At 49.5% G+C, this 25687-nt stretch carries 22 protein-coding genes; 5 read left to right on the top strand and 17 right to left on the bottom strand.

Annotated features, from left to right (window positions below; translation table 11 throughout):
• Positions 1–302: 302 nt before the first annotated feature.
• The 4 genes from RS891_RS03015 (at position 303) to RS891_RS03000 (ending at position 3421) form a co-directional block, all read left to right on the top strand.
• Entirely contained in the window at positions 303–620 is a 318-nt protein-coding gene (locus RS891_RS03015; protein WP_315794384.1) for a hypothetical protein, read from the top strand.
• A 95-nt stretch (positions 621–715) separates the two neighbouring features.
• Positions 716–1084: a hypothetical protein gene (locus RS891_RS03010; RefSeq protein WP_113055055.1), complete on the top strand. Its 369-nt coding sequence runs from the start codon at positions 716–718 to the stop codon at positions 1082–1084.
• Between the two features lie 291 nt (positions 1085–1375).
• Positions 1376–2332 carry an IS30 family transposase gene (locus RS891_RS03005; protein WP_315792510.1) on the top strand — a complete coding sequence of 319 codons (957 nt, stop codon included), beginning with the start codon at positions 1376–1378 and terminating at the stop codon, positions 2330–2332.
• A 48-nt stretch (positions 2333–2380) separates the two neighbouring features.
• Positions 2381–3421: a zinc-binding alcohol dehydrogenase family protein gene (locus RS891_RS03000; RefSeq protein ID WP_315794383.1), complete on the top strand. Its 1041-nt coding sequence runs from the start codon at positions 2381–2383 to the stop codon at positions 3419–3421.
• Positions 3422–3538: 117 nt separating this feature from the next.
• Here the strand turns inward: RS891_RS03000 and RS891_RS02995 are convergent, their stop codons facing one another.
• Positions 3539–4609, bottom strand: coding sequence for a Gfo/Idh/MocA family protein (locus tag RS891_RS02995; protein ID WP_315794382.1), 1071 nt, complete (start codon positions 4607–4609; stop codon positions 3539–3541).
• 38 nt (positions 4610–4647) lie between these two features.
• Positions 4648–5124, bottom strand: coding sequence for a GNAT family N-acetyltransferase (locus tag RS891_RS02990; RefSeq protein ID WP_315794381.1), 477 nt, complete (start codon positions 5122–5124; stop codon positions 4648–4650).
• 282 nt (positions 5125–5406) lie between these two features.
• Between RS891_RS02990 and RS891_RS02985 the strand changes: the two genes are divergently transcribed.
• Entirely contained in the window at positions 5407–6480 is a 1074-nt protein-coding gene (locus RS891_RS02985) for a copper amine oxidase N-terminal domain-containing protein (RefSeq protein ID WP_315794380.1), read from the top strand.
• Positions 6481–6668: 188 nt separating this feature from the next.
• Here RS891_RS02985 and RS891_RS02980 read toward each other — a convergent pair whose 3' ends face one another.
• The 15 genes from RS891_RS02980 to RS891_RS02910 all read right to left on the bottom strand — a co-directional run bounded on the left by RS891_RS02980 (position 6669) and on the right by RS891_RS02910 (position 25608).
• On the bottom strand, positions 6669–7061 hold the full coding sequence (locus tag RS891_RS02980; RefSeq protein WP_315794379.1) for a RidA family protein: 393 nt from the start codon (positions 7059–7061) through the stop codon (positions 6669–6671).
• Positions 7062–7283: 222 nt separating this feature from the next.
• A complete protein-coding gene (locus tag RS891_RS02975; RefSeq protein ID WP_315794378.1) occupies positions 7284–8255 on the bottom strand; it encodes a M15 family metallopeptidase in 972 nt (323 codons plus the stop codon).
• Between the two features lie 319 nt (positions 8256–8574).
• A complete protein-coding gene (locus RS891_RS02970) occupies positions 8575–9396 on the bottom strand; it encodes a hypothetical protein (protein WP_315794377.1) in 822 nt (273 codons plus the stop codon).
• A 53-nt stretch (positions 9397–9449) separates the two neighbouring features.
• On the bottom strand, positions 9450–12653 hold the full coding sequence (locus RS891_RS02965) for a DEAD/DEAH box helicase (protein ID WP_315794376.1): 3204 nt from the start codon (positions 12651–12653) through the stop codon (positions 9450–9452).
• Between the two features lie 286 nt (positions 12654–12939).
• Positions 12940–13392, bottom strand: coding sequence for a chemotaxis protein CheW (locus tag RS891_RS02960; protein WP_113055063.1), 453 nt, complete (start codon positions 13390–13392; stop codon positions 12940–12942).
• Between the two features lie 255 nt (positions 13393–13647).
• The gene (locus tag RS891_RS02955; RefSeq protein ID WP_315794375.1) at positions 13648–14610 is read right to left on the bottom strand and encodes an ABC transporter ATP-binding protein; all 963 of its coding nucleotides are present in this window, start codon (positions 14608–14610) and stop codon (positions 13648–13650) included.
• Positions 14607–15584 carry an ABC transporter ATP-binding protein gene (locus tag RS891_RS02950; RefSeq protein ID WP_072734891.1) on the bottom strand — a complete coding sequence of 326 codons (978 nt, stop codon included), beginning with the start codon at positions 15582–15584 and terminating at the stop codon, positions 14607–14609. The genes RS891_RS02955 and RS891_RS02950 overlap by 4 nt, the downstream gene beginning before the upstream one ends.
• Before the next feature lie 58 nt (positions 15585–15642).
• Positions 15643–16980 carry a M20 family metallopeptidase gene (locus tag RS891_RS02945; protein WP_258530769.1) on the bottom strand — a complete coding sequence of 446 codons (1338 nt, stop codon included), beginning with the start codon at positions 16978–16980 and terminating at the stop codon, positions 15643–15645.
• A 98-nt stretch (positions 16981–17078) separates the two neighbouring features.
• Positions 17079–18662, bottom strand: a complete 1584-nt coding sequence (locus RS891_RS02940; RefSeq protein ID WP_099858806.1) for an ABC transporter substrate-binding protein — start codon at positions 18660–18662, stop codon at positions 17079–17081.
• Between the two features lie 264 nt (positions 18663–18926).
• On the bottom strand, positions 18927–19802 hold the full coding sequence (locus RS891_RS02935) for an ABC transporter permease (protein WP_063568004.1): 876 nt from the start codon (positions 19800–19802) through the stop codon (positions 18927–18929).
• A 51-nt stretch (positions 19803–19853) separates the two neighbouring features.
• Positions 19854–20864 (bottom strand): ABC transporter permease, encoded by a 1011-nt coding sequence (locus tag RS891_RS02930; protein ID WP_170867904.1) that lies wholly within the window; start codon positions 20862–20864, stop codon positions 19854–19856.
• A 312-nt stretch (positions 20865–21176) separates the two neighbouring features.
• Positions 21177–22709, bottom strand: a complete 1533-nt coding sequence (locus RS891_RS02925) for a PucR family transcriptional regulator (protein ID WP_315794374.1) — start codon at positions 22707–22709, stop codon at positions 21177–21179.
• Between the two features lie 396 nt (positions 22710–23105).
• Entirely contained in the window at positions 23106–23738 is a 633-nt protein-coding gene (locus RS891_RS02920) for an aspartate/glutamate racemase family protein (RefSeq protein WP_113055067.1), read from the bottom strand.
• 228 nt (positions 23739–23966) lie between these two features.
• Positions 23967–24917: an aminopeptidase gene (locus RS891_RS02915; RefSeq protein WP_113055068.1), complete on the bottom strand. Its 951-nt coding sequence runs from the start codon at positions 24915–24917 to the stop codon at positions 23967–23969.
• A 19-nt stretch (positions 24918–24936) separates the two neighbouring features.
• Entirely contained in the window at positions 24937–25608 is a 672-nt protein-coding gene (locus RS891_RS02910) for an AroM family protein (protein WP_113055069.1), read from the bottom strand.
• Between the last annotated feature and the right edge of the window lie 79 nt (positions 25609–25687).

Genomic DNA, 25687 nt, shown 5'->3' with positions numbered 1-25687 from the left:
GTCCCGTAAGTCATGAATGTATGCAGGTTGGCAGCTCTTGTTTTTTGCCTAACAAAACTAACACACGCTATTTGCTTCGATTTGCTTAGAGCTGAGTTGTAACGAATCACAGAGACCTTATTTCATCTATTTTGCCAGTTCTAGGTACTAAAGCCTTTTGATACCTAAATAAGGTCACTGAAGTTCGTTAAAATATGTAATCTTTGAATTAGCCTTTTAGGATGCAGTAGGTTCGTTAACGCTTGGCGAGAGGAGCATCCCTTTCAAGATAGCCCCTTTGCCCAAATTAGAAGAGGTGAGTTATGGAACTGGAAGCTGTAATTAAAGAGCGGATACAAGAAAGATTCGATATATTACAAGAACTGTATACGATATGGTTTACTGAAAACCCTGCTTGTATCGTCCCCAAAAAAAGATTCTATCCGGATGCACACATAGAGAGACAGAGAACGGTCACATATTTATTGAACAAAGGATTTATTGTTTTAGATCCCGTAGAAAATGAACCGGAAATGGTTGCAGTGAGTATCACAGTTAATGGAATTGATTTTTTTGAGCAAGGTCGTTTAGATGGAAAAGGCAATGGATGGTCGGTTGTAACCGAGCATCTTGATGAGTAAGACGAAATGAACGATAGCCATTCGTTTCAGGGCGCTTCCTGCTGTTTATTAACAGTAGAAGCGTCTTTTTTCCATTTTAGAATGGAGGTTGGATTATGCAGGACGGCAAAAAGCATTACTATGTATCGGTAACCCATAATCTCATTGAACAGACCAAGAACGAATCAACACCCTTTGAAGTCATGGTGGACGATGAACAGCTAAATCGGCTAAAAGACCTGATGAAAGTGCTGGAGGATGAAGATGCCTATACATTGCAACGAGCTCCGGTACCCTACAAATCGGCGGATCATGACGAAGCCACAGAACAATTCTCAGATGGCATGACGTTGCTGTACACGTTTCTTTACGACCATGGCACCACGGATACCCGCCAGGCGATTGAGAGCATGAACGTACTTTCACGGCTGCAAGATACGGATTATGATGATCCGGGGTATGAGAACTCACCGCTAAATAAATGAACTCTTATCACAAAGACTTCCTCTCCGATGAATTCAGACCAATGGTTTGTTTCTGTTTCAGGAGTAAAGGGAGTCTTTATTTTTTTACAAATCAAACTCCATTAGTATCATTATTGATACTATAAACCAAAAATGATACTACTGTTTATTTTTGATATTATACTATATATTTTATATGACGGATTGTAATATGAAGTGCGACACCTACTGGAAATAAATAAAAAAGGGCCCATGGCCGGATTCGTGTAGAATGAAGGTTCCTACACCACATTCACACAAGGAGAATCCACCATGAGCTACACACATCTTAGCATAATCGAGCGCAGCAAGCTAGAAATCCTCTACCAGCAGGGGAAAAGTACCCGAGCCATTGCCAAGGAACTTGGCAGACATCATGCCACCATTGGCCGGGAACTCCGCCGAAATACAGCAGAACACCCCTACGGCGCGGCGAACGCTCAAGAGGGCTATGTCCATCGCCGTAAGGCCTCCGTTTCCGCAGGGAAGTGGAATCCCGAACTCGCGAGTCGCATCGAAGAAAAGCTTCAGGCGACCTGGTCTCCCGAACAGATCGTAGAGCGTTTGCGTCAGGAAGGTCAAGCGATGGTATGTTTTAAAACGATCTATCGTTGGCTGTATACAGGCCGTCTGGTGAACGGTGTGCTTGCCGTTCTCAGGCACAAAGGGAAGAGGCAGAAGCCAGCAGAAACACGCGGCAAGTTTGCAGTGGGTAAGTCCATCTCTCAGCGCCCGAAAGAGGTTCGTCACCGGAAAACCTTCGGCCATTGGGAATTGGATACGGTGGTCTCGGGCCGTGGGAAAAGCAAGGGCTGCGTAGCGACGTTCATTGAACGAAAGACTCGCTTGTACACAGCGATCCGCATGCCTGATCGTACCGCGTTATCCATGGAGATTGCCTTTGGAGTAGCGGCTTCGCAGTACCCTATCCGTGCATTTCAAACCGCTACCGCGGACCGTGGCAAGGAATTCGCCTGTTACACCAGCCTGGAAGCCGTTCATGGCGTGCGGGTGTATTTTGCAGATCCCTATTCTTCTTGGCAACGCGGCTCGAATGAAAATGCGAATGGTCTCCTGAGAGAATTTTTCCCCAAGGGGACGGATTTCGCCCAAATCACGGATGAAGCTCTGGAAAACGCTCTTGACTTCATCAATAATAGACCACGTAAATGCTTGAGTTGGAGAACCGCTCACGAATCCTTTTCAGAGGAACTGTCGCACTTGGCTTGACAATCCGTCATATATAAACTTATTTCTGCGAGGAGGATAACTATAGCGATGGGAAATCCAATCATGATGAAAGCGTTCGGATATTACGAGCCTGGGCTAGAGACCGATATACCACCATTTCAGGAGGTAGAGGTTGAGAAACCAAAACCTACAGGAAAGGATTTACTCGTTGAGGTGAAGGCGGTGTCTGTCAATCCGACGGATTGGAGATCGCATAGTTCCAAACATCCGGACGATTTATCCCTGACCGTACCTGGTCGTGATGTAGCTGGTGTAGTAGTAGACATCGGTTCCGATTGCAATTTGTTCAACGTTGGTGACGAAGTGTATTATGCGGGGAGCAATATGCGCCCAGGCGGACACAGTGAGTTTCATTTAGTGGATGAACGAATTGTCGGCAGAAAGCCGAAAAATCTGGATTTTGCCCAGGCAGCAGCTTTACCTCTGACAAGCCTTACGGCAGGAGAAGCTTTTTTTGAGCGCTTGGGCATTTCCAGGAATGCATCGGATAACGAAGGCAATAGTATGCTTATTATCGGGGCAGCGGGAGGCGTCGGCTCGATCGCTACTCAATTAGCCAAGCTCTCTGGACTTAAAGTTATAGCAACTGCCTCTCGTCCCGAATCAGTCTCTTGGGCAAAATCAAACGGAGCAGACCATGTGATCAACCATCGTCATCCATTTGGACCACAACTTAAAGATCTCGGACTCGCTGGTGTACAATATATTTTCGTGCTAAATCATATAGATGAGCATATGGATGAGATGGCAGAAGTTATTTTACCGCAAGGAAAAATTTGTTCTATTCTGCCATTCGAGAAACCAGCCGAACTTCAAAAGTTATTCTCAAAAAGTGTAACACTCGTTTGGGAAATGATGTTCACCCGTCCGATGTTCCAGACAGATGATATGATTGAACAACATCATCTACTTAATGAAATCGCAGATCTGGTGGATGACGGCAAGATTCATACAACGATGGCAGAGCGGATTGAACCAATTAATGCAGCTAACTTGCTGGAAGCCTACCGAAAGAGCAAATCGGGCACTGCGATTGGCAAAATCGTATTGGAAGGGTTTGAAAAGTAAACTTACATCCGTTTTGTCTGATCACGATCAATGAATCAACCAAAGGGTGTTGTCTCTCCAATGATAAGATGGAGAAACAACACCCTTTAATATTACGTTAGAGATTCAATCTCTACATCAGTCCAGACGAATCTCCTGACCTTTTTCGGCTGACTCGTAAATTCCGCACAGCATCCTTGTCGAAGCCACACCATCCGCAATGGGACTGATGGGTTCGGTACCATTCAGACAACAATCCACAAAGTGATCAATCTGATTCTGGAAGGCACCGTGAATATCGAGACCTTTATAGTCTGTCTGAGGTTCAATGTTCAAGATCGTATTGTGTTTCTCGGTGACGATTAGCGTTGCAGGCTCCAGCTCAATTCCACCACGCTCACCGTACAATTTGACTGAAGATTCTTCCCCACGTGCATGCAGGGTAAAGCTCACATCTACTGCCAAAGAAGCCCCGTTCTCGAAGCGAATCAGCGCATTCGCCATATCCTCCACATTGTTGACAGCAGAACTGTAATCTGCGGCTTTGTAAAAAGAAAGATGCTCGATATGGGCACGATTGCCCAGTTTTCGATACGTATTGCCACTCACCGAAACTGGTTTCGGTTTGCCCATCAGATACCAGCATTGGTCGATAATATGTACGCCAAGATCAATGAGCGGGCCACCGCCGGAACGGTTTTTATCCGCAAACCAGCCTCCCGGATTTCCCAAACGACGCAGGATAGAAGCTTTGGCATAGTACAACTCACCAAACTCACCCGCATCAATGAAACTGCGCATCATCTGCATATTGTTGTCATAACGACGCACAAAGCCCACGACAAAAGTACATCCGCTTTTCTTCACAGCCTCTTCAATCCGCAGCGCATCCTCCACATTGGTTGCTACCGGTTTTTCCAACAGCACATGTTTACCTGCCTCCAGGGCAGCGATGGCAAATTCGGCATGCGTATTATTCCACGTACAGATACTAACGGCATCCACATGCGGGTCCTTCAGCATCTCCCGGTAATCGGTGTACACCGATTGTGCATCATACTTCTCAGCAGCCGCGGCTGCACGCTGTTCGTTCAGGTCACAGATGGCGTAAATGACGGCATTCTCGTTCTTGGCATAACACCTCATATGAAGATCCGAGATGGAGCCTGTGCCGATCATACCGATATGCAGCATTTTGCTCGTGGTCATCTTCTTCCTCCCTTCCTTTTCCAGAACATGAATATCGTCTAGTCTGCCCGGAGCATGCCTTTGTAAATCCCTGGTGTTGAATTTTCGATCTTCACGGCCCCCAGGGCCTGAGCATAGAAATCCACAGGTCCCGCAGATCCAATAATTGCGTAAGCGTAACCATCCGCTTTCATGGCATGCATACAAGCTAACAGCAGCGCTGTTCCGACACCTTTGCCCCGTGCCTCCTGACCAACACCTGTTGGACCAAAGAAATTACGGCACGTTGCTTCATAACAAGCGAAACCGATCATTTTCCCATGCTCAAGCGCAATATAACAAGTCACGGGTTGACGTGCAAAAGCTACATCACATTCATCCACCCAGGGCTGGCTAAAATGGGATCTCACCCAATCCAGCACAACCTGCTTCTCTGGTGCAATGGCTCTACGGATAACAATGGAGGACTCCTCCAACTTTTTCAGTCCACTCTCTTGCTCTGGCAAGTGGTAAAGTGCCACCAACATATCACTCATATGATTTCCCCCTCCTCATATCTGGATGCTCCACAATCTCATGTAATCCAAGGTTAATTTAAAGTCTGAATTACACGTTTTCCACTCATTGATCCTTAACCGCATCCTGCTTCTTATAACCGGGAATATGGCTTGTTTTTCAAATAATAGACTAACATGCTGCTCACATTAATTACCTCAAAGTGCAACACTGGACGAAGTTGTCCCGTCTATAAGGATGGAACGTGGCCTTAATAGGAGTTTACCGCGTCATAATCAAGATGAGAAGGGATGAAATCAACGATGAACAACAACATGAAAAAAGTTAGCGCCCTGATGGTCCTGTCCTTGGCCCTGGGCGGGGGAGCCGCATACGCAGCAAACCTGGACAGCATTCAGCCCGTCAATTCAACTTCCGTATCAGCAGACAGCAAAGGAACTGAAGCCGTAAAAGTATCTGTGAACGGTGCACCGATGACTGACGGTTATTGGAACAAGGATGGTCAAGAACCCATGATTGCACTGCGTGATCTCACAGAAGCTCTTGGCATTGAACTGAAATGGAACAAGGAAAACAAATCTGCTGAGCTGACAAAAGGTACCCTCTGGACAATTGTCACCACAGGCAAAGACCAGTATTCCGTTAATAAAATGCTGCTTAAGCTGGGAACAGCGCCTGAAATCACAAAAGGCACACTGTTTGTACCCGCTTCGTTTGCAGATAAAGTACTCCACGCACAAGTGAATACAACAGGTAATCAAGTAACCATCTCCAGTGAAGAGGAAGTGAAAACCGTTACGGAGCGTGGAGTCATTACGGGAATTAACAGTGAAGGCAAGTATCAATCCATCCATATCGGCGGTGCAGGTACAGATGGTATCGTCCTTAATGTTGGTGAAGACACCGTGTTCAAATCCGCGGATGGCAAGGATATCAAGCTTACTGATCTGACTATTGGCATGAACGTTGAAGCTGAGCATGCTGAGTTTGCAACCCTCAGTTTACCGCCACAAACACCTACTTACAAAGTCACTGTACTGGATACTGCTGCTTCGGAATCCGAAGTACAACCAAAAGAAGTTCTGGGTACAGCAGGCACAATTGAAAATGTAAAAACAATAGACGATAACGGTACTCAGATCGAGATCTCCGGCTCCCGTCTGACAGAGACAGCACCTGACCATGTTATCCTGAACATTAGCAAGGATACACAACTGGTAAATCATCAAGGGGAAACGATCAAACCAGAGGAACTGACTAAAGGTGCCAAAGTGATTGGTTTCTATAGCCCGGTCCTGACTCGCAGCCTGCCGCCAATCGGAACGGCTTGGAAAGTAGTCATTGAAACACCAGCCGATCAACCTGAAGCGAAATAAGCTGCCAGAAAAGAAGGCTAGCTTGATGTATGCGTAGAGCACAGTAGAGCTAGGTCACCCTATATTAATGCAGAAATAACCTTATCCCACGCTTCCTCCTTTATGGAGGTTGGGGTAAGGTTATTTCTCTATACTGCATTTTGTATATATGTATGTAATGGCTCTATTCCGTTATTATGGCATCAAGTTCAGCTTAGCGCTTCAACAATCGCTTCTGCCTCAATCTCCACCATCAGCAAAGGATCAATGAGTGCACGAACCTCAACCATCGTAGCGACAGGCTGAATCTGACCAAAAAATTCACCATGAGCCTTGCCTACTTCTTCCCACTGGGAAATGTCAGTAACAAACATGCGGGTTCTCACGACATGAGACATGTCTGCTCCCAATTCTTTCAGTGCATTTTCAATGGTCTGCAAAATAAATCTTGTCTGTGCATATGGATCACCTGCTCCAACCACAACACCGTCCTGCATGGCTGTAGTACCCGCCACCTCAATTCGGTTGCCAACACGAATGGCACGGCAATATCCCACAAGCGGCTCCCATGGAGAACCGGTAAACACCTGCTGTCTGTTCATTCTGCTTCCCCTCGCTTTAAATGTGATTTGAACTCCTGATTAAACATGAATTATATCAGTCTGCCGACCTGCTGAACAAGCACATAAAATAGGGTATACGCTGAATTTAGCTCATACCAAAAAGCCCCTGAGTGACCTCCCGTGCCTTGGACAAGAGTGAATCATTCAGGGGCTCTATGAAATTGAGATCCTAGTCCTCAATCAAAAAATGAAGCACCAGGCTTACAGCTTGATATTAGCCTCATCAAAGTATTCTTCAAGTGTCAGTCCACTTTTCACAACATCAGGAGCCAGATCCGTGCCGACATAGCGGATATGCCATGGCTCGTACACATAACCGGTTATCGCTTCCTCACCTTTTGGATAACGAATGATGAATCCATATTCTGCTGCATGCTCAGCCAACCACTGGCCTTCTTTCGATGTGCCAAACACCTCTTCTATGGCATTGCCTACACTTGGACTGGAAACGTCAATCGCTAGTCCGGTCTGATGTTCGCTGTGGCCTGGCACAGAGCTAACACGATCCGTGTATTCTTGACCTTTGGTTTTGACATTGTTGTTATAGATCGAAACCTGACGCTGATAAGAACGATATCCAGATACCGCACGAAGTTCAATGTCGTCCGCTTTGGCACCGGCAAACAGCTTCTCCAACGCCTCGGCAGCTTCCTTGCGCATATGGCGCTTTTCATGCGGGCCGTCGAAAGAAAACGGTACGTTAGGCTCCACCAGATCATCCGGCTCGTATCCTTCTGGCAAGCTGCGCTGTTTGTTAACGATCACGGTCATCGCTTCTGAATTGGTCACTACCGCTTGTGCATCAATCGTCGTTTGCAGCGCGCTAATACTGCGTTTCTCCATCAGGGGGTCTTCTGCTGTGGCTCCATTGCCTGCGTCAGAAGAACCGTCTGCCCCAGTTGAAGCATCACCGGAACCACTATCCGTACCTTCATTGTTATTATCCGAAGATGAGCTGTCATTCCCACCTGTGTTGTTGCCATCCTTGCCAGTATCCTCCGTCAAATGAACCGTGGTACCGTCTGACTCTTGCTGTGCGCTTCCTGCTGCGTTCAGATTCTGGTTCTCCTCTGAGCCCGAACCGTCCTGGCAAGCGGATAACAAAGCTCCGCATATCATAAGTGAGGACAGCATAACCGCAACTTGGCGCTGTCGTCCTGTACGTAATTTCATGTAAAAACTCCTATCGCATATTGTAATAATGATTGCAGTATTCGTGCATGAGGGCTTGTCTTCCCCTGCGACAGTATACCTTAAATTGCAGCGAAGCTCCACCGGTAAAGACCTCCTTGAGAGGAGGTCACCCTAAAGATATGCCGGGTGTACAGCTTGTACGGTCGTTTTTTGGACTTTTAGAGCCCTATCCCAAGGTTCAACCCCATAAAAGCGAATTGGAAATGAATATATCTATTCTGGATAAAGAGGACTGCGCCGACGCACATCACAAACAAGCGGGGGATGATCTAAGATCTCCCCCGCTCCGAGTGGTGCGTCATTTGGTTGCCGGGCTGTCCTTCTTCTTCTTTTGGACAGCCTCCCACATCCGCGCAGCTACGCGCTCGCGGATCAATGCCAGCCCTGCGGTGGCAGGCACGCCTGGCAGCAGCGCCGCCAGCTCCGGCGTTGCCGGGGGCTTCCCCGGCTGCGCCAGCCGCACCTTCACGGCGCCGAAGCCAGGCCCCGGCTGGTGCATGGCGCCGTCCGCGGCCGCCTCGGCGATCCACTCGCCGACGGCTGCGCCGCCTTCGCCGCCCCGCGCCTGCGGGCGGCCGGCCGTTTCGGCTGCGCGGCCGGGGCCGCTGGGATCATGGGCGAGTTCCTCCGCCCATGATCCCAGCACGCCGGCGAGCAGCGCTTCGCGCGGCAGGCCGGCGTGCGCCAGCTGCAGCAGCGGCTCGGCCGCGAAGCGCGCGGCAACGGCGCGCTCAGCGGCCGCGGCATGCGCGCATTCCGGGCGGCCGCAGGTGCACGTCGCTGCACCGCCAGCGCTCAGCGAGCCGCCAAGCGAGGCTGTGCCCTGCTCAGCCTCGCTTGGCGCATGCCGCGGCAGCAGCCCGTCAAGCTCCGCTGGGGCAGGGCCGCCGCGCAGCAGCGCGTACAGCGCCAGCGGACGCTTGCGCAGCTGTGCCAGCACGGCCTCGCGTTCAGCTTCACTGAGCTGTGGCAGCGTGCCTGTTACTGTGAACAAGCCTTTGGCTGATTCGGTCTTGCCTGCGGCGTCTACTGCCTCTTCACTTGCATCAGACACTGCACTTACTTCTGCTGTCCATCCACCGGGGGACATATGCAGCTCTACATTCCATTTTTCGCTCACAACAATCCCCCTTCCTGTCACTATATTTTGCATATACTATTTATTCTCGCAACCTACAGCCATGTCTCGCCTTGAAGCGAGATCAGGCCACGCAGCTCATCGTCCGACATCTCGGTCAGCCAGTTCTCACCAGAACCGACCACCTGCTCAGAAAGAGCCTTTTTACTCTCAATCAGCTCATCAATCCGTTCCTCCAGGGTACCCTGACAGATCAGCTTATGCACCTGTACGTTTCGATTCTGCCCAATCCGGAATACCCGGTCTGTCGCCTGATTCTCCACCGCAGGATTCCACCACCGGTCGTAGTGAACGACATGACTGGCACGCGTCAGATTCAGGCCTACACCTCCGGCACGAAGAGACAGAACAAACAGGGACGGGCCCTCCCCTTTTTGGAAGGTTTCCACCATATCATCCCTTTGCGACTTCGAAACACCGCCATGCAGGAAATACGGTTCTTCCTCATACCGTTGTGTAAGCCTGGATACGAGCAGTTCCCCCATCGCCACATATTGAGTGAAAATCAGCGCAGACTCCCCGTTGTCACGGATCGCATCCACCAATTCCAGCAAACGTTCCATTTTACCGGATGCCTCAGCCTTGCCATGTTCCTTCCGGCTGCTGTCCGCCAGCACCGGATGATCACAGATTTGCTTCAGCTTGGTCAGTGATGACAACACAATTCCCTTACGGGCGATACCGTTACGTCCATCCAATCCGCCCATCAGATCATCCACCACCCGCTGATACAGAACGGTCTGCTCTGGTGTCAGGGAACAATAGGATTTCAGTTCCAGCTTCTCCGGCAGATCCTTGCGGATATCCGGATCACTTTTTAGCCTGCGCAGCATAAAGGGGGATACAAGCCGATGAAGCTCACGCAAAGAAGCCGCATTTTCTTCGGATGGACCCAGTCCGGTATAGCGCTGGCGGAATGAAGAAGCCGTACCCAGATACCCCGGATTAAGGAATTGGAAAATGGACCACAGCTCGCTTAGTCGATTCTCCACTGGCGTACCGGTCATCGCAATGCGATGCGGCGTAGACAGACGCATGACGCTTTGTGCTTGCTTTGTACGGTAATTTTTAATATATTGCGCCTCATCCAGCACAACGGTAGACCAGTGCAACGAAGCCAGATCCGGGCCATCCCGGCCAGCCAGATGATAGGTCGTCAGCACAATATCATGAGACTGCGCTTCCGCCTGGAAGGCATTGCCGTGCAACCGTTGTCCGCCATGATGAATATATAACGACAGATTCGGGGCAAAACGCTTCAGCTCACGCTGCCAGTTCCCAAGCAACGAGGTAGGGCACACAATAAGTGCAGGCAAGTGTGCATCATGCACATGTGGCTGTTCACCGTTCGCTGACTCTTCTTCCATCCCCATAAACGCTTCGTGCTCACGTGCTTCCTCCTCCGCGGCTTGCTGTTCCTCCTGTTTCAAGTCCAGCAGGCAGGTAATAACCTGTATCGTTTTCCCCAGTCCCATATCATCGGCAAGACATACTCCGAACCCAAGCTCACGCATGGCGGATAACCATTGGTAGCCCCGCTCTTGATAGGGTCTCAACTCGCCATGCAGCTCTGCAGGAACCTGCCGAGGCTCAATACTGCGGAGCACCTGTCCATCGAGCAAAAAGGACAGTAGCCCCTCGGATTCCGCACCAAAGACGGAAAGCCCCTTCCATGCCGTATCTTCGCCTTCTTCCGCTGCCAGATGCAGCCATTCGGAGAGCGGCATATATTGTTCTTCTTCCTTTTTCATATAACGCAGAACCTGGCGAATCTCTTTTGTATCCACTTCAATCCATTCGCCGCGGAACATCACATAAGGTACCGTTGCTTCTGCAAGCGCAGCCAGCTCCTCCGCCGTAACAGGTTTGCCGTCCAGCATCGGTTCTGCCTTAAAGGCAACCAGCTGCTCCATACCCAGTGCAGACGGGGCCCCAACCGGTCTTTCTATTCCACGATTGAGCATTTGCAGACGTAGTCCAGCGCGGCGTTTCCCAGCACGGCTCCAGCGGGAAGGCATTAAAACGGTTACTCCCGCCTTCTGCAGACGAGGCACAGCGTAGGTCAAAAATTCAAAAAAGGCTTGCTGTTCCAGCTTCATTCCTTCCGGTCGTGCATGAAGAAGCGCCGTTTCCAGCTCAGGTGCCAATTCTGACGCATGCCCCAACGCCATCAGGAGCTGTTCTGCAGCTGAAATATAACGCACTTTGCCTCGGTCCAGATCTCGTTCCGGATGAGCCCAGATCGTGCGTGCAGGCAATCTCAGGCCAGATTCCTGCACACTGTCTGCCCAGAAGGTAATCCCCCACAATGATTCATGATCACCTAGAGGGGGTTCCAGTCGCAGTACCAGCTTCAACTCACCTTCCGTGGGAGCCGTTTCTTCACTGCCTAGCACGGGTTTCGCTGTACCACCAGCTTCTTGCAGCGTTCCAATGAGTTCTGCCATTTCTTCCGTAGGTCCCTGCACCGTCACCGGACGGAACATCGAGATCAGACTATTCCACCACAGCTCTGCTACCGGAGAGGACCCACGCCGGAATGGCGTGCGGTAACGAGACAGCTCACTGTCCATGCTTTCCATCTCACCCGTAACAACCGCATGGATCATTCCGCTCATAAATGAAAATAATACGGCCGCTCCCGCTTCCTCCCGTGATTCCGGTTCAGAAGATGCGTATGCTCCAGGAGCAGACAATCCGATCGGCGGCATGGATTCCGCCAACTCCCGGAATCGTTCTACATCCGCTTCCTGCAACAGACGTGGACGCCAAACACCTGTCAACGTTTCCTGTCCGGTACGACGACGTGCCCCCGTCTTGGCCGCAAACTCAGCGGACGGAGCAAATTCTCCGCGCAGCAGCAGTTCCTGTGTAAACTGTGCTGCCTTTACCCAGTAGCGAATCTCTTCTCCAGCCTGAATTCCTGCCGCGTTCAATATACTGTCGTCCCAATGGAGCAGCAGCTTGAATGTATCTTTGGGCGAGATTGCTAGCCCTTCCAACGTCCGTCCGAGCAATTGACGTCGCTTCGTACCCTTCGCTTCCGCGGCATTACGCATCGGATTGGGCCAACGAAGCTCCGCAAGACGCAGAGCGGCAGGCTGAAACAGACGACCCCCGTCGCCAAAATTCAGCTTCCGTACCACGTGGCTCCACGCATCCACACGTGGTTCCGATGTTTCACCGGAAAAACAAAAAAATACGTCACCAAGCCATACTCCATACAGCGATTGCATCATTACAGTCTCCCGTCATCCCTTCGCATTGTTACTCTCCATCATATACGAAAATGCTCGGATTTAAAAACTTTTACGGATAAAAAGTGCTACATTACTTGGAAAAACCATCTTCAAACCACTTCATACTATATTATGAATGGCTGTTAAAAGGTGAAACAGACCGCGTCATTGCATTCAAGGATAAGGTGATCACAATAAAAAATGCCCCTCATCCCCACAAAGGGGTAAGGAGCATTATTATAACCAAGCGGATATGTGCTTTGTATATAACATTTCAACGTTGCGTTTACTGCGATTTGGTTAAATTACCGAGCAATACATCCAAATTAAGAATGCCCGCCTCATGATCGTCATTGTGTGCGATTTCCTTGAATATTCCCGTTGTGTAACGACGATATTCTTCTGTAGGCTCTTCAAACCGATCATACATCACTACGGAATCCACGGAATCGACAACGAGCGGCACATAATCGTCGTGGTACGGCACAACAATGATACGAGTGGAAGGTGTAGCCTCCTCGTCAGGCAACCCCAGCAGGACGCGTACACTCACAACAGAGACTACTTTTCCGTACAAGGGCGTAAACCCCTTAATCTCAGGACTGCCAAAAGGAACGGTGGTTACCGGGAGCATTTTGATAATTTCATGAACTTCATCAATACGAAGCGCACAAATCTGATTTCCGACCGAGAAATTAATGTATTGAATTTGAACTTCCTCATCCATAGATGTTTTCATACCCTTCTTGTTTTCAGTTTCAATAGAAGCTTTTTATCGTCATCTTGATCATGAATAATTACATTTCATGTTGCATTCTCTGTGTTTATATCGGTTGAAGAGAGAAAAATTTTTACCCATTTCTTAATATGCAGATACTATCGTCAGAAATAAAGGCAGCAGAGAAGATAAAAAAAGAAAAACGCAAACAGAACCCAAGTAAACTGGAGGTTTGTTTGCATTTTCTGAACGTATTTTTCAGCTCAAATGATCACTCTAATACAAATGACACGCCACCTGGCGTCCTGGTGAAATCTCCCGCAGCTCCGGGATAACAGAGCGGCATTCGTCCTTCACATACGGACAACGGGTATGAAACGTGCAGCCGGATGGTGGATTTTCCGGATTGGGCACATCGCCGCTCAAGACGATCCGTTCCTTTTGCACATTCGGATCAGGAACAGGAACAGCGGACATCAATGCTTTGGTATATGGATGCAGCGCCTCGGTGAACAGCTCGGAAGTGGGCGCAAGCTCGACCACTTTGCCCAGATACATGACAGCCACACGATCACTGATGAACTTGACGACGGACAGGTCATGAGAGATGAACATATATGTCAGCCCGAATTGTTCCTGCAGATCCTGCATCAAGTTCAACACTTGTGCCTGAATGGACACATCCAGCGCTGACACGGGCTCGTCACACACAATGAATTTGGGATTCAAAGCGAGAGCACGGGCAATTCCGATCCGTTGACGTTGTCCACCCGAGAACTCGTGCGGAAAGCGGTGTGCCTGATAGGAGGATAATCCAACCACCTCCATCAGCTCTTCGATTCGGCTTTTCAACTCGTTTTTTTTCAAATTATGGTGGGTGAGCAGCGGCTCCTCCAGTGTACGCTGTACTGTCCATCGAGGATCAAGTGAAGCGTATGGGTCCTGGAACACCATCTGCATATCCGTACGGAAACGGCGCAGCTCTTCTGGCGGAAGCTTCCGTACATCCTTGCCTTCGAAGAACACCTCGCCATCCGTCGGTTCAATCAGACGCAGGATGGCACGCCCCGTGGTGGATTTTCCGCAGCCAGACTCTCCAACCACGGCGAGTGTTTCCCCACGCTCCACAGACAGCGTTACACCATCGACGGCTTTGACGGCACCGACCTGTTTGGAAAACAGGCCCTTGCGGATAGGATAATGCTTCTTGAGGTTTCTGACTTCCAATATCGCACTCATATAATCCCCTCCTGTTGCAGCAGACAGCGACAGCTATGACTTGGTGCTGTCTCCAGTAATTCGGGCTGTATCGTCTCGCATCGCGCTTCCTTAACCGGACAACGAGGAGCAAAACGACAGCCGGATGGCATATGGGCGGGATTCGGTACCTGACCTGGAATAGATTGAAGACGATCCTGATCTCCCGCAAGCTGCGGCAGCGAAGCTAAAAGACCGCGAGTATATGGATGCTTGGGATCGGCAAAAAGGGTTTTGACATCCGTCTCTTCCACCACTTGTCCGGCATACATCACCATGACACGATCACACATCTCAGCTACAACACCGAGATCATGGGTGATCATCATGATTGCCATATTCTCCGTCCGCTGGAGATCACGCATCAAGTCGAGAATCTGTGCCTGGATAGTGACATCCAGTGCTGTTGTTGGTTCATCTGCGATGAGCAGCTGCGGGCTGCACACCATTGCCATGGCGATCATCACCCGCTGGCGCATGCCACCTGAGAGCTGGTGCGGGTATTGTTCTGCAATTTTGTCAGGACGGGGGATACCGACTTTGCGAAGCATATCAACAGACCGTGCCCAAGCCTCTTTTTTGCCCAGCTTCAGATGGTATCGTGCCGCTTCCGAGATTTGTTTGCCGATTTTGAATACCGGATTGAGTGAGGTCATCGGCTCCTGAAAGATCATGGCCATTCGGTTTCCCCGAATTCGGCGAATTTCTCGCCCGGACAGCTTGAGCATGTCTTTCCCCTGGAAGCGGACTTCCCCTGACGCCACGCGGCCGATCTTTTTGGGGAGCAACTGCATGATTGATAACGATGTAATACTTTTCCCGCATCCCGATTCTCCGACAATACCCAGCGTTTCACCCTGCCGTATGGAAAGACTGATCCCGTCCACGGCACGAATTACGCCTGCATCCGTGATGAACTCTGTCCGCAAATCCGAAACTTCGAGCAGTTCAGTCATGTTGTTCCCCTCCCATGCCATTACGTTCTGAACCTTTAGCTTTACTCCTTCTAAAAAATTAACGCTTGGACGTCGTGGCTTCTTCGGAAGCCGCACCCTTCGAATTGTTCAATGACGTCTCATCTTCCATACCTTCCACGCCCAAATATTTAAGCGCGCTCAGCGCATACACTTTGGCGCACTGGATAATCTGCCATACAGGTGCTTTTTCGTTAAAATTGTGAATCGTGGACAGCTCTGCCGGGCCATATTGCAATACCGGAATCCGATGATTACGGAAGTGGCGTGCATCACTGGATGCCCATTGCAGCACACCGTACGCCTCTTGGCCACTGACTTCGCTGATACTCTCCACCAGTTGGCTCACAATTGGTTCATGCGCTGGAGTCCAGTTTGCGTTACCCTGAAAGCCAAAAGGCTTCAGCTCCGACTCTATTCCTGCTTCAAGCAGCAGCGAGCGGGCACGGTCCAATACATCGCGGTAATCCACACCAAATGGAACGCGGGAGTCCACCTGAACAGTGCACCGATCCGCTACCACATTCACCTTGGTTCCACCCTGAATTGAACCGATATTTACCGTTACATGGTCGAACACCTGATAGGCCAGACCTGCCTTCTCCCGATCACGCGCATATTCCTGCGAGATGCGGATAATATCCCTCACCTCTTCCGGGATGTCCGGCTTGATGTCCCACAGACGCTGCAATGCTTCAATACCTTTAGCTGCCTTCACAATCGCATTATCGCCTACAATGGGTTGAAGACTGCCATGACCCGGTGTGCCTTCCACCGTAAACTCAAACCAGCAGCTCCCCTTTTGTCCAATGGTTGGATGCTGCGGGCTGGACGGCTCTGCAATTACCGCGGCAGTTCCGGTTGCAAGACCACGCTCCAGAACCCATGGTACCCCCAGGTCACCGCCTGTTTCTTCATCCGGAACAATCATCAGCGACAGATCTCCGCGCAAAGGTACACCCAGCTTCGCCAGAATAACCGTCGCAAAAATCAGGCCGGCAAGCCCACCTTTCATGTCGGATGCCCCGCGTCCAAGCATATATCCGTCCTTGATTTCACCGCAGAACGGGTCGAAGTCCCAACGAGAAAGATCACCAGCTGGCACAACATCCGTATGTCCACAGAAAATCAGATGTTTGTCTGACTTGTCCGCTCCTTCTCCATTCAACGTAGAGATCAGGTTAAACATCGTTTCCGTTGCCGCATGTACTTTGGTGTCAATTCCAGCCTGATGCAGATATTCGATAATAAAAGCGCTAATCTCACGCGAATCCCCTGGAGGATTCTCCGTCGGAAAACGAATTAGTTGTGAACAGAGCTCCAGTAATTCATCCTGACCTTCCTCGATTGCATCAAGTACCTTCTGTTTCCAATCCATCCTGTTCAGGCTCCTTCCAATATGGGCTGTATTGTGTTCAATGCGAATCGTCAGAAGACAGGCATGATTGCCTGTCCCCCAAATCGTCGTCCGTTCGTTTACTGCTCTTTGCTAAGCGGGTAGAAACGCAGAACTTCATCCGGGTAATACACGTATCCGCTGACCTTGTTATTCATGCCGACAACCCGGTTATATTCGTAAAGATACGCCCACGGTGCTTCTGTCGTAATAATCTCCTGTGCCTTCATGTATAGCTCGTTGCGTTTCGCCTGATCCGGTTCGGCGCCAGCTTCTTCCCACAGTTTGTTTACTTCCGCATTGTTGTAATGAATGTAGTTGGAAGAGCCTTCACCGTAAAGCAGGAAGCCCAGGTGGTATCCAGGATCGTTAACAAACGAAGTCCATTTGGAGATGTATGAGACTAAATTTCCATCTTTTTGCTGTTCCAGGAACTGCGCACGCGCAACTTTGTTAATGTTCATTTTGACACCGATCTTGGCCAGTTCCGCTTGAATCAGAACCGCATCATATTCCCAATCGTCAAAGCCCGAACCGAGGGTAAAGTCAAAGCTGAACCCTTCCGCATAACCTGCTTCTTTTAACAATTCCTTGGCTTTGTCCAGATTGTATTCATACACATAGCCAGCATCCGTAAAACCCGGTGTGTTGCTCGCTACAGCACTCTTCATCTCTTTGGCCTGACCGTACATAACATCGTTGATCAATTGGTCATAAGGGATCGCATAGTTGATGGCCTGACGTACTTTTTCATTATCAAATGGTTTGACATTGTTGTTCATCGCGAAGAACAAAATGCGGTTACTCGCATTCGACTTGATGGTTAAATTACTGTTCTCCTGCAAAGCCGCAACATCTTTGGGGGGAATTTCGATCGCCATGTCCACGTCACTCTTGTTCAGCAGCAGAACACGGTTGGAGGCTTCCTTCGTGAATTTCAGCGTGACTTTGCTGAGTTTTGGTGCTCCCTGCCAGTAGTCGTTGTTGGCCTGGAAGACCGCTTCACTGGCTGGGTCCCATTTTTCAAGTGTAAACGGGCCTGATCCCGCAGCATTTGTTTTCAGATAGTCGTCACCTTTTTCCTCGACGAGCTTCTGGTCCACAATAGAGAAGGTATACATGGCAATGATCTGGGTGAACATGTGGTTTGCTTTATTCAGTACGATCTCAACGGTGGAGTCGTCCTTGGCGGTCACGCTCTTGATGTCGGCCATTCCATATAGAAAGCTGCCGGAGCTGGACTTCGCCACACGGTCAAAAGAGTACACAACCGCATCCGCATTGACCGGATTTCCACTTTGGAATTTCAGACCGCTTTTGATTTTGAATGTATACGTTGTATTGTCAGCAGACACTTCCCAGCTCTCGGCGAGCATCGGCTGAATATCCTCTGTATTGGCTACATCAGCACCATCCACCGTTTTGACACCATAGGTTACCAACTGGTCATAGGTTGCCAGTACCAATGTGTCCGAGGTGAGGTCATTCGCCTCCGCCGGGTCCATCGTGGTTCCCCCCTCAGAGTAAGCAACCGTCAGCGTTGGCGCAGGTTTTGTTTCCCCTCCTGAGCCGGATGCCGCAGGCTGTTGGTTGGCATTGCTGGCACAGCCACCAAGAACAACGGTAAGAGCAATCATTGCAGAAAACCATTTGAGCTTTTTCATTTTTAGTTTCCTCCCCTTTTTGAACCAGTCTTATGATGTGATACTGTAAAACGTTGCAGCTTTTATTAGACAAAGTAAATGTGTGGACCAATACCCGAAAAGTAACTTACTCATATTCCTGATACCAACCGCAGCAGCATTCAATCTGCCTACTGCCAGTGATGAAACCTTGCAGGCCTTTTAACTCAAGGCATTCCCCGCAAGTCGGTTCCACCATCCAGCTATCTATAAATCGGTTCTATAGAGACCAGTGATCACCAACCCCTATTTTCCCGAACGCAACCTTGGGTCCAGTACATCACGGAAACCATCTCCGAGCAGGTTAAAGCCAAGAATGGATGTGGCTATAGCCAGTCCAGGGAATGTCACGAGCCACCATTGTCCGGAAATGATATACTCCCGTCCTTCAGAGATCATGGCTCCCCATTCGGCCGTAGGCGGTTTGACGCCAAGACCGAGAAAGCTCAAGCTGGATGCTGTCAGAATGGCAAAACCCATACCAAGTGTGGCCTGTACCAACAGCGGTGCCAAAGCATTCGGCAGGATATGGCGAAACAGAATCACTCTGTCTCTGACACCAATGGCTCTGCTGGCCTCGACGTACTCCTTTTCGCGCAGGGATACGGTCTGCCCATACATCAATCTGGCAAATTCGGGAATACCCACAATCCCTACAGCAATCATGGCACTCGTCAGACCGTTACCGATGGAAGCCGCGATTGCCATGGAGAGTACCAGCGAGGGAAAGGCAAGCAATACATCCATCACCCGCATGATGATATTTCCAGTACGTCCGCCGTAGTAAGCAGCAATTCCGCCCAGCGGAACCCCGATAACAAACGAGATGCTAACGGCAATCAAGCCCGTCCATATGCTGATTCTGGCGCCATACAGAACACGACTCAGAATGTCCCGGCCATAGTTATCGGTACCAAACCAGTGGCCACCTGATGGGGATTCCAGTTTCACAGCCGTATTCGTCACGTACGGATCATAAGGGGCAATCCAGGGAGCAATAGCTGCAATGACAGTCCACATGACGATAAAGGCCAGACCAATGGCAGCGAGCCGATTGCGGAGCAGTAGTCTCAGGAAGGTTTTGGGTTTGGGAACAACTGCTGGTGCAGGTTTGGTTCCCATGGAAGTCGGTGCGGCAGTACTCACAATGGTACTCCTCCTTTCGCGGCGACCCTATTCATAACGGATTCGTGGATCAATCAATCCATAAACCAGATCCACCGCCAGATTGATAAAACTGAACAGTATGGCACTTACCAGTGTGAATGCCTGAATTGGTGCATAATCGGCAGCCAGAATGGAATCTGTGACATAACCGCCGACGCCTGGCCAGGAAAAGATCGTCTCCGTGATTACCGCACCACCGAGTAATCCGCCAAACTGAAGGCCAAGAACGGTCAACGTGGGGATTAGAGCATTAATCAGGGAGTGTTTGCCGACGACCGCAGTCTCACTCAAGCCCTTGGCTCGTGCGGTACGCACATAATCCTGTCCGATGACTTCCAGCATGCTGGATCTGGTCATACGCGCCACAATCGCCATTGTCCCTGTACTCAAACAGATGGCCGGAAGCAGCAAATGGGCAAGACTGCTTTTGAGTGCAACCATATCTCCGGTCATCAGACTGTCTACTACATACAATCCGGTGATATGCGTAGGTGGATTGAGGTCTCCGCTGATGCGCCCCATTGGAGCTGGAGCCCAGCCGAGGATGGAATAGAAGATGTAAATAAACAGCAGTCCCAGCCAGAAAATCGGTACACATGCTCCAATCAATGAGAACACCCTGGAGATGTGGTCGATAAAGGACTCTTTTCGAGTTGCAGCGATAATGCCTACCGGAATCGCAACACAGATGGCTATAATCACACTAGCCAACGTCAGCTCAATGGTTGCCGGAAAGCGGGTAGCGAAATCACTCAGTACCGTATGGCCGGTATGGTAGGCGAATCCCAGATTCCCTTGAAGCAACTGTCCCACGTAACTAAAAAACTGTACAAATAATGGCTTGTCCAATCCCATGTCCATTCGGATTTTGGCAATAACATCATCCGTGGCCTGTTCCCCAGCCATGACAATGGCCGGATCTCCCGGAAGAACACGGGACAGGATGAAGGTAATCACCACAATGCCGATCAGCGCCGGAATCATCTGCAGCAGCCTTCGGAGCGTGTAAGCAAACAATCGATCAACCCCTTTAACTCTGATGTCTCACTTGCTGTTTTACGGTTCTCTGTGGACGGCCCAGTCTTGAAAACTTGTCTGTTTATCCGTCTCTTCTTTGTAATTGTGCTTATTTTACCTAGAATCCGAGCGTCGAACTACGTCCCTTTTAGCTAAAAAAAAGCACAACCGTTTGTCGATTGTGCACTAATGTTTCCTATTTATGTCATGTTAAATTACACCTTAAGACATAGTTCGCTATTTTTCGACCTATATCTACCATATCATCCATTGTTGATTTTGCTGTAGAAGCAAGTATCCGATTGGCAGGACCTACACCTCTTGTTTGTCCTGCTTCATGTAGTAATACACAAGACACAAATGACAGACAAATTGTTCACGAGGATGATTCAGGTCAAAGCCAGTAATATCCCGTATTCGTTCCAATCGGTATTTCACGGAATTCCGGTGAATATAGAGGCGATTTGCTGTCTCGATCAGGCTGCCCCGGCTCTCCAGATAATAAAAGAACGTTCGCAGCAAATCCCCACTATGTTCATCATCATAAGCACGCAATTTCCCCAGCTTCCGCTCAAACAATGCCGCAAAACCTGGTTCATTCGCCGTTTCGCTAAGCAAATGATATACCTCCACATCCTCAAACCGGGTTGTACGCCCACCCGACAAACGGGAAGATACCAGCAGGGCATTTCTGGCCTCACCATAGCTTTGGTGCATATTCCAAAGTGGAACCTGAGTGCCTACGCCTGTCCTGAATTGTCCAAGCTTGTTGGCTGGATCTTCGAGCCATAATCCAATGGTATCAGACCAGGATTGTACATCATCCATCCATGCCGCATCCCGAGACTCCGGTGTTGGCAAAAAGAGCACCGCCCGGTTGGTCCGAAACTCAATATGAGGCGCTACCCTCCGTTTTCTGGCTTCCTGACCAAGTAATTCGGTCAAAAGGTCTTCATCCGGAGCAGCCCCCCCTTCCATCACAGCTACTTCCCATAAATGCTCTGGATTCATACCAAGCTTGCGACCTCTCGATTCGGCTTCATGCGGCAACAGCAGAGGCGGTGTCAGCAGTTCGTCAATGAAATTTCCCCGAAGACGCAATTCGGTATCTTCCGCCACCTTGTTTCTCATCAATTCCAGGGATAATACTAATCTGGCTTGCTCAATGCCGACTTGTTCCATTTCATCCAAGGAGTCCTTGTCCACCAACAGTCGGGCAACCTTCCGTCTATCCAGATTTATCTCCCATACAAGTGGGTCCACAGCTTCTTTCCAGTTATAATCCGGCGGTGAAGACACAATCATCTGACCAGCATTGTCGATAACACCCACAGGTGCCTGAAGCAGCTCTGCCACATTGTCCCCCACTGCCTGAATTCCGCTGTTTTCAAGCACCATCGTCATCAGCGTGCGATATACTTCCTCTGATCTGCGGAGCAGTGCGGCCTGCCGATCCAGCACCAACTCCATAACAGGCTGCGTAATATCCATGTAGGGTATCTCCGGAGGAATTTCAATGATGGGCAGGCCACAGTCATTACTGGCTGCAACGGCTTCTTCCGGGATTTCTTTGAGAAAACGCGCAGGCTTGATTGCCAAAGCAGCCGCCCCCGCTTCATTAAGCGTGTAGATCAGTTCTCCGAGCAAACCGGGATTATCACGAATCGAATAGGCTGTCGTCAGCATTAGCATGCCTTCTCGCAACCATCCTTGCAGATCCGGCACCTCCATAATATCCACAAACCTTACAACCCGATCCAATCCTTGGTGCCCACTAATGACTTTGGCCTTGCTGAGTATAGGAATATTCAACAGTTCTTTCAATGTTATACCTGTCGTTTTCAAACCTATCGACCACCCTGAGCCAGATTTGCAAATCATTTTTTGCATACTGTATCTAATTTTTTTGGATAGTTTACCAGACTATCTGATCAAAAAAAACGGGAATTTCTGTGATATCCTTATGTTATATTTTAATTTCATAAAATAAAGTAATAATAATTCGTTGTTAGTCGTAGTTAATACCAAAAAAATAAATTTATTACTTTATCGCTTCACATTAGAAAATAAGAAAAGTTATCCTCTCACTCCTTGCAGACCAACGCCATGCTATTCCAAGAACCCCAATAATCTCATCCAACACAAATAACGCCGATGGCAGTAATACACACTGCATCGGCGTCAAAATCAAATTAACCCAAATATAAAATCACCCAATACCTATATCCGGCATTTCATTGGTCAGACCTTCAATGCAGACACAGCTGCCCCTAATGAATAGATCGGATCAAGCGCCCGGATATGCAGTTCTTTTTCCACTTCCATGGCGAAACCCATCGTTGCAAAACCGGTACACGCAAGAACGATAGACTCAGCGCCCTCCGCCTTCAGTCTCCTGGCTGCTTCCATAGCCGCGATTCGCCCCTGTGGTGTGTTGAGATCCAGCGTAGTTACCACACCTTCGGGACGCTCCATTCCAATATAGGCATCACCTAGTATTCCTCGAATCAGATGAGGCACTTCCTCTAGGATGGTCAATACACCTACACGCGCCGCTGATGTGAGTGCAAGATGAGCAGCACATGACCCTGCTCCATAGACTGGGATGTGCACTGCAGCACGCATTTCTGCAAGAGCCGGATCGGCTGCACAACTGATACCAATAGAGGTACAGCCTTCCTGTTCCAGTTTTCGTGCCAGATCCACAATTTTGGGAATCGATTCAAGCTCTGTGGACTGATCATATACCCCCAGCGGTTGATCGGGAATGCAGCGACTCCGAACCTGGATGCCGTAACGTCCTTCGATTAATGCCCCGTGTCTGTGGATATCCTCTTCATAATGAAGCGTAATCACTCTGATAAGACCCAACATTGGCATTCCTCCCCAGGCTGTGGATATCTTGTGCATATGTTACCCACAATCTGTTGATAGTTACCCCCAGATATGTGGATATCTCTTTAAATATTGTGAATATGTTGTGTATTTGTCTCTAAAACTACCGCGTAAATTACGCACTGGTCCCCACTGTGGATATGTTGTGCATACGCTATCATTCACTTTTTTTGCTCCACAATGATATCTTTTGAATGTTCTGCTCTATTATTGATCGAGCAGTTCTCCCTGACGCATAATCAACACATCATCAATGTAAACATCCGGCTTCTGCACAACAGCATCAATGTGAACGCCTGCTGCAACTGTGCCACCAAAGGTATTGTTACTTCCAAAAGCAACATGAATCGTACCGTAGACTTTCTCGTCCTCCAGGACAACACCTGTAATTCGAGCCTTGTCATTGGTGCCAATGCCGAACTCGCCAAGAATTCGACCATCACCTTCTCCAAGCATGGATAACAGCTTGTCTCCTTCAGCGCCAGTTGCCATAACAAGGCGGCCCTCTCTAACCGTCAATAGAACAGGTTCACCAATCGCACCTATTCCGGCAATTGAGCCATCCACCAGGATTTCACCTTCTCCAATACCTTCAACTGGGGCGATGTAAGCTTCACCCGAAGGCAAATTGCCGGACTCACCCGGATTGAGGTACATGCCTGTGCTTGGCACGCCATTACGTCCCTGAATGGAGAACGACAGCTGGTGTCCATCTTTCTCGATACGGACACTTCTCCCTGCACTTAGCATGCCTGTAACCTTATCGGTCAAGGCCTTCACTTTGGGATATTCTGCTGTAATGGCACCGTTCATGAACATATCATCCGTCATGCCCGGCATCGTTGCCACCCGGGTTCCAGCAGCGGCCGCCTGTTTACGAGCTTGCGTATGGGTTAGTGAATAACGAGTTACGCATACCGCGACATCTGCACGCTTCATTGCTTCGGCAATCGGCGCAGGCGGTTCTTCACCGGACTTGCTCCGTTCCTTCATCACCATAAGCACCGCATCTGCTCCCAGTGCCTTGCCTGCCTCATATATGGATTCGGCCAGTTCTCTCTTGGCATCATCCGCTACGACAGCCAGTGTCTCACCACTGCGAAGCCCAAGGCATTCCACCAAAACATTTTTACTGACGTCAATTCGTTGCTGATTCATTTGTTCGTCTCCTCCTGTGTCAGACCATTTCCGCTACCAGTTTACCCATTAGAGCATTCGACAAAATGACCGGGATTCCTGCGCTGGCATTGGCTACCCATTGTCGGTGACGCTCATCATACCCCATGCAATCCAGTAAAATGAGTTCAACACGCCCCTTTAATGATTCCGTCGCCTGCCGGAACTCAGACTCGCCGGAAGTATAAGGAGAAGCAGCGGCAAACGCAGGCTGGACCAGGGAAGAAAACTTCAAATCAAGCTGTCCCGCTTGCTCTGGCAATGGTCCGATAAGCCCCAGACGGCGGCCATCGGCCATCGCCTGTACGGCTGGAGGAATAATACGATCAGGCTCAATAAGGTGTACCTTAGCTGAACGCAGACCCGGAAAGGAACCTGTGCAAAGCAGCAGAATATTGGGGACACCCATGGCTTCGAATTCACGAATCTTTTGATTCAGCATCGGTCTGATTTTTTCACGGGATATGATAGCGGCACTGCCATTCTGCAGACGGGAAGTCAAAACATATTCACCAGGTTCCGGGGCCAGCGCAGCGATCTGAGTTGCCGACAGTCCGTCCAGCACCCCGACCTGAAGGAGTTCCGCCCGCCCTTCAAGATACTTTTCTATGACAGGCGCAACATCGGTTCGCGGAGCTTGTCCAATCGTAATCATGCCAAGCTGTTTGGTCATCTTATTGCCCCCTAACATATCAGATCGGCTGTAGAATCCACGTATGTCCACAGCAGTGTTTCCACCTGCCACTTCAACC

Origin of the sequence: Paenibacillus sp. BIC5C1 (assembly GCF_032399705.1) — a bacterium.
Classification (GTDB): Bacteria; Bacillota; Bacilli; order Paenibacillales; family Paenibacillaceae; genus Paenibacillus; species Paenibacillus taichungensis_A.
The sequence above is the reverse complement of the archived record's forward strand: the minus strand, read 5'-3'. Positions and strand labels throughout refer to the sequence as shown.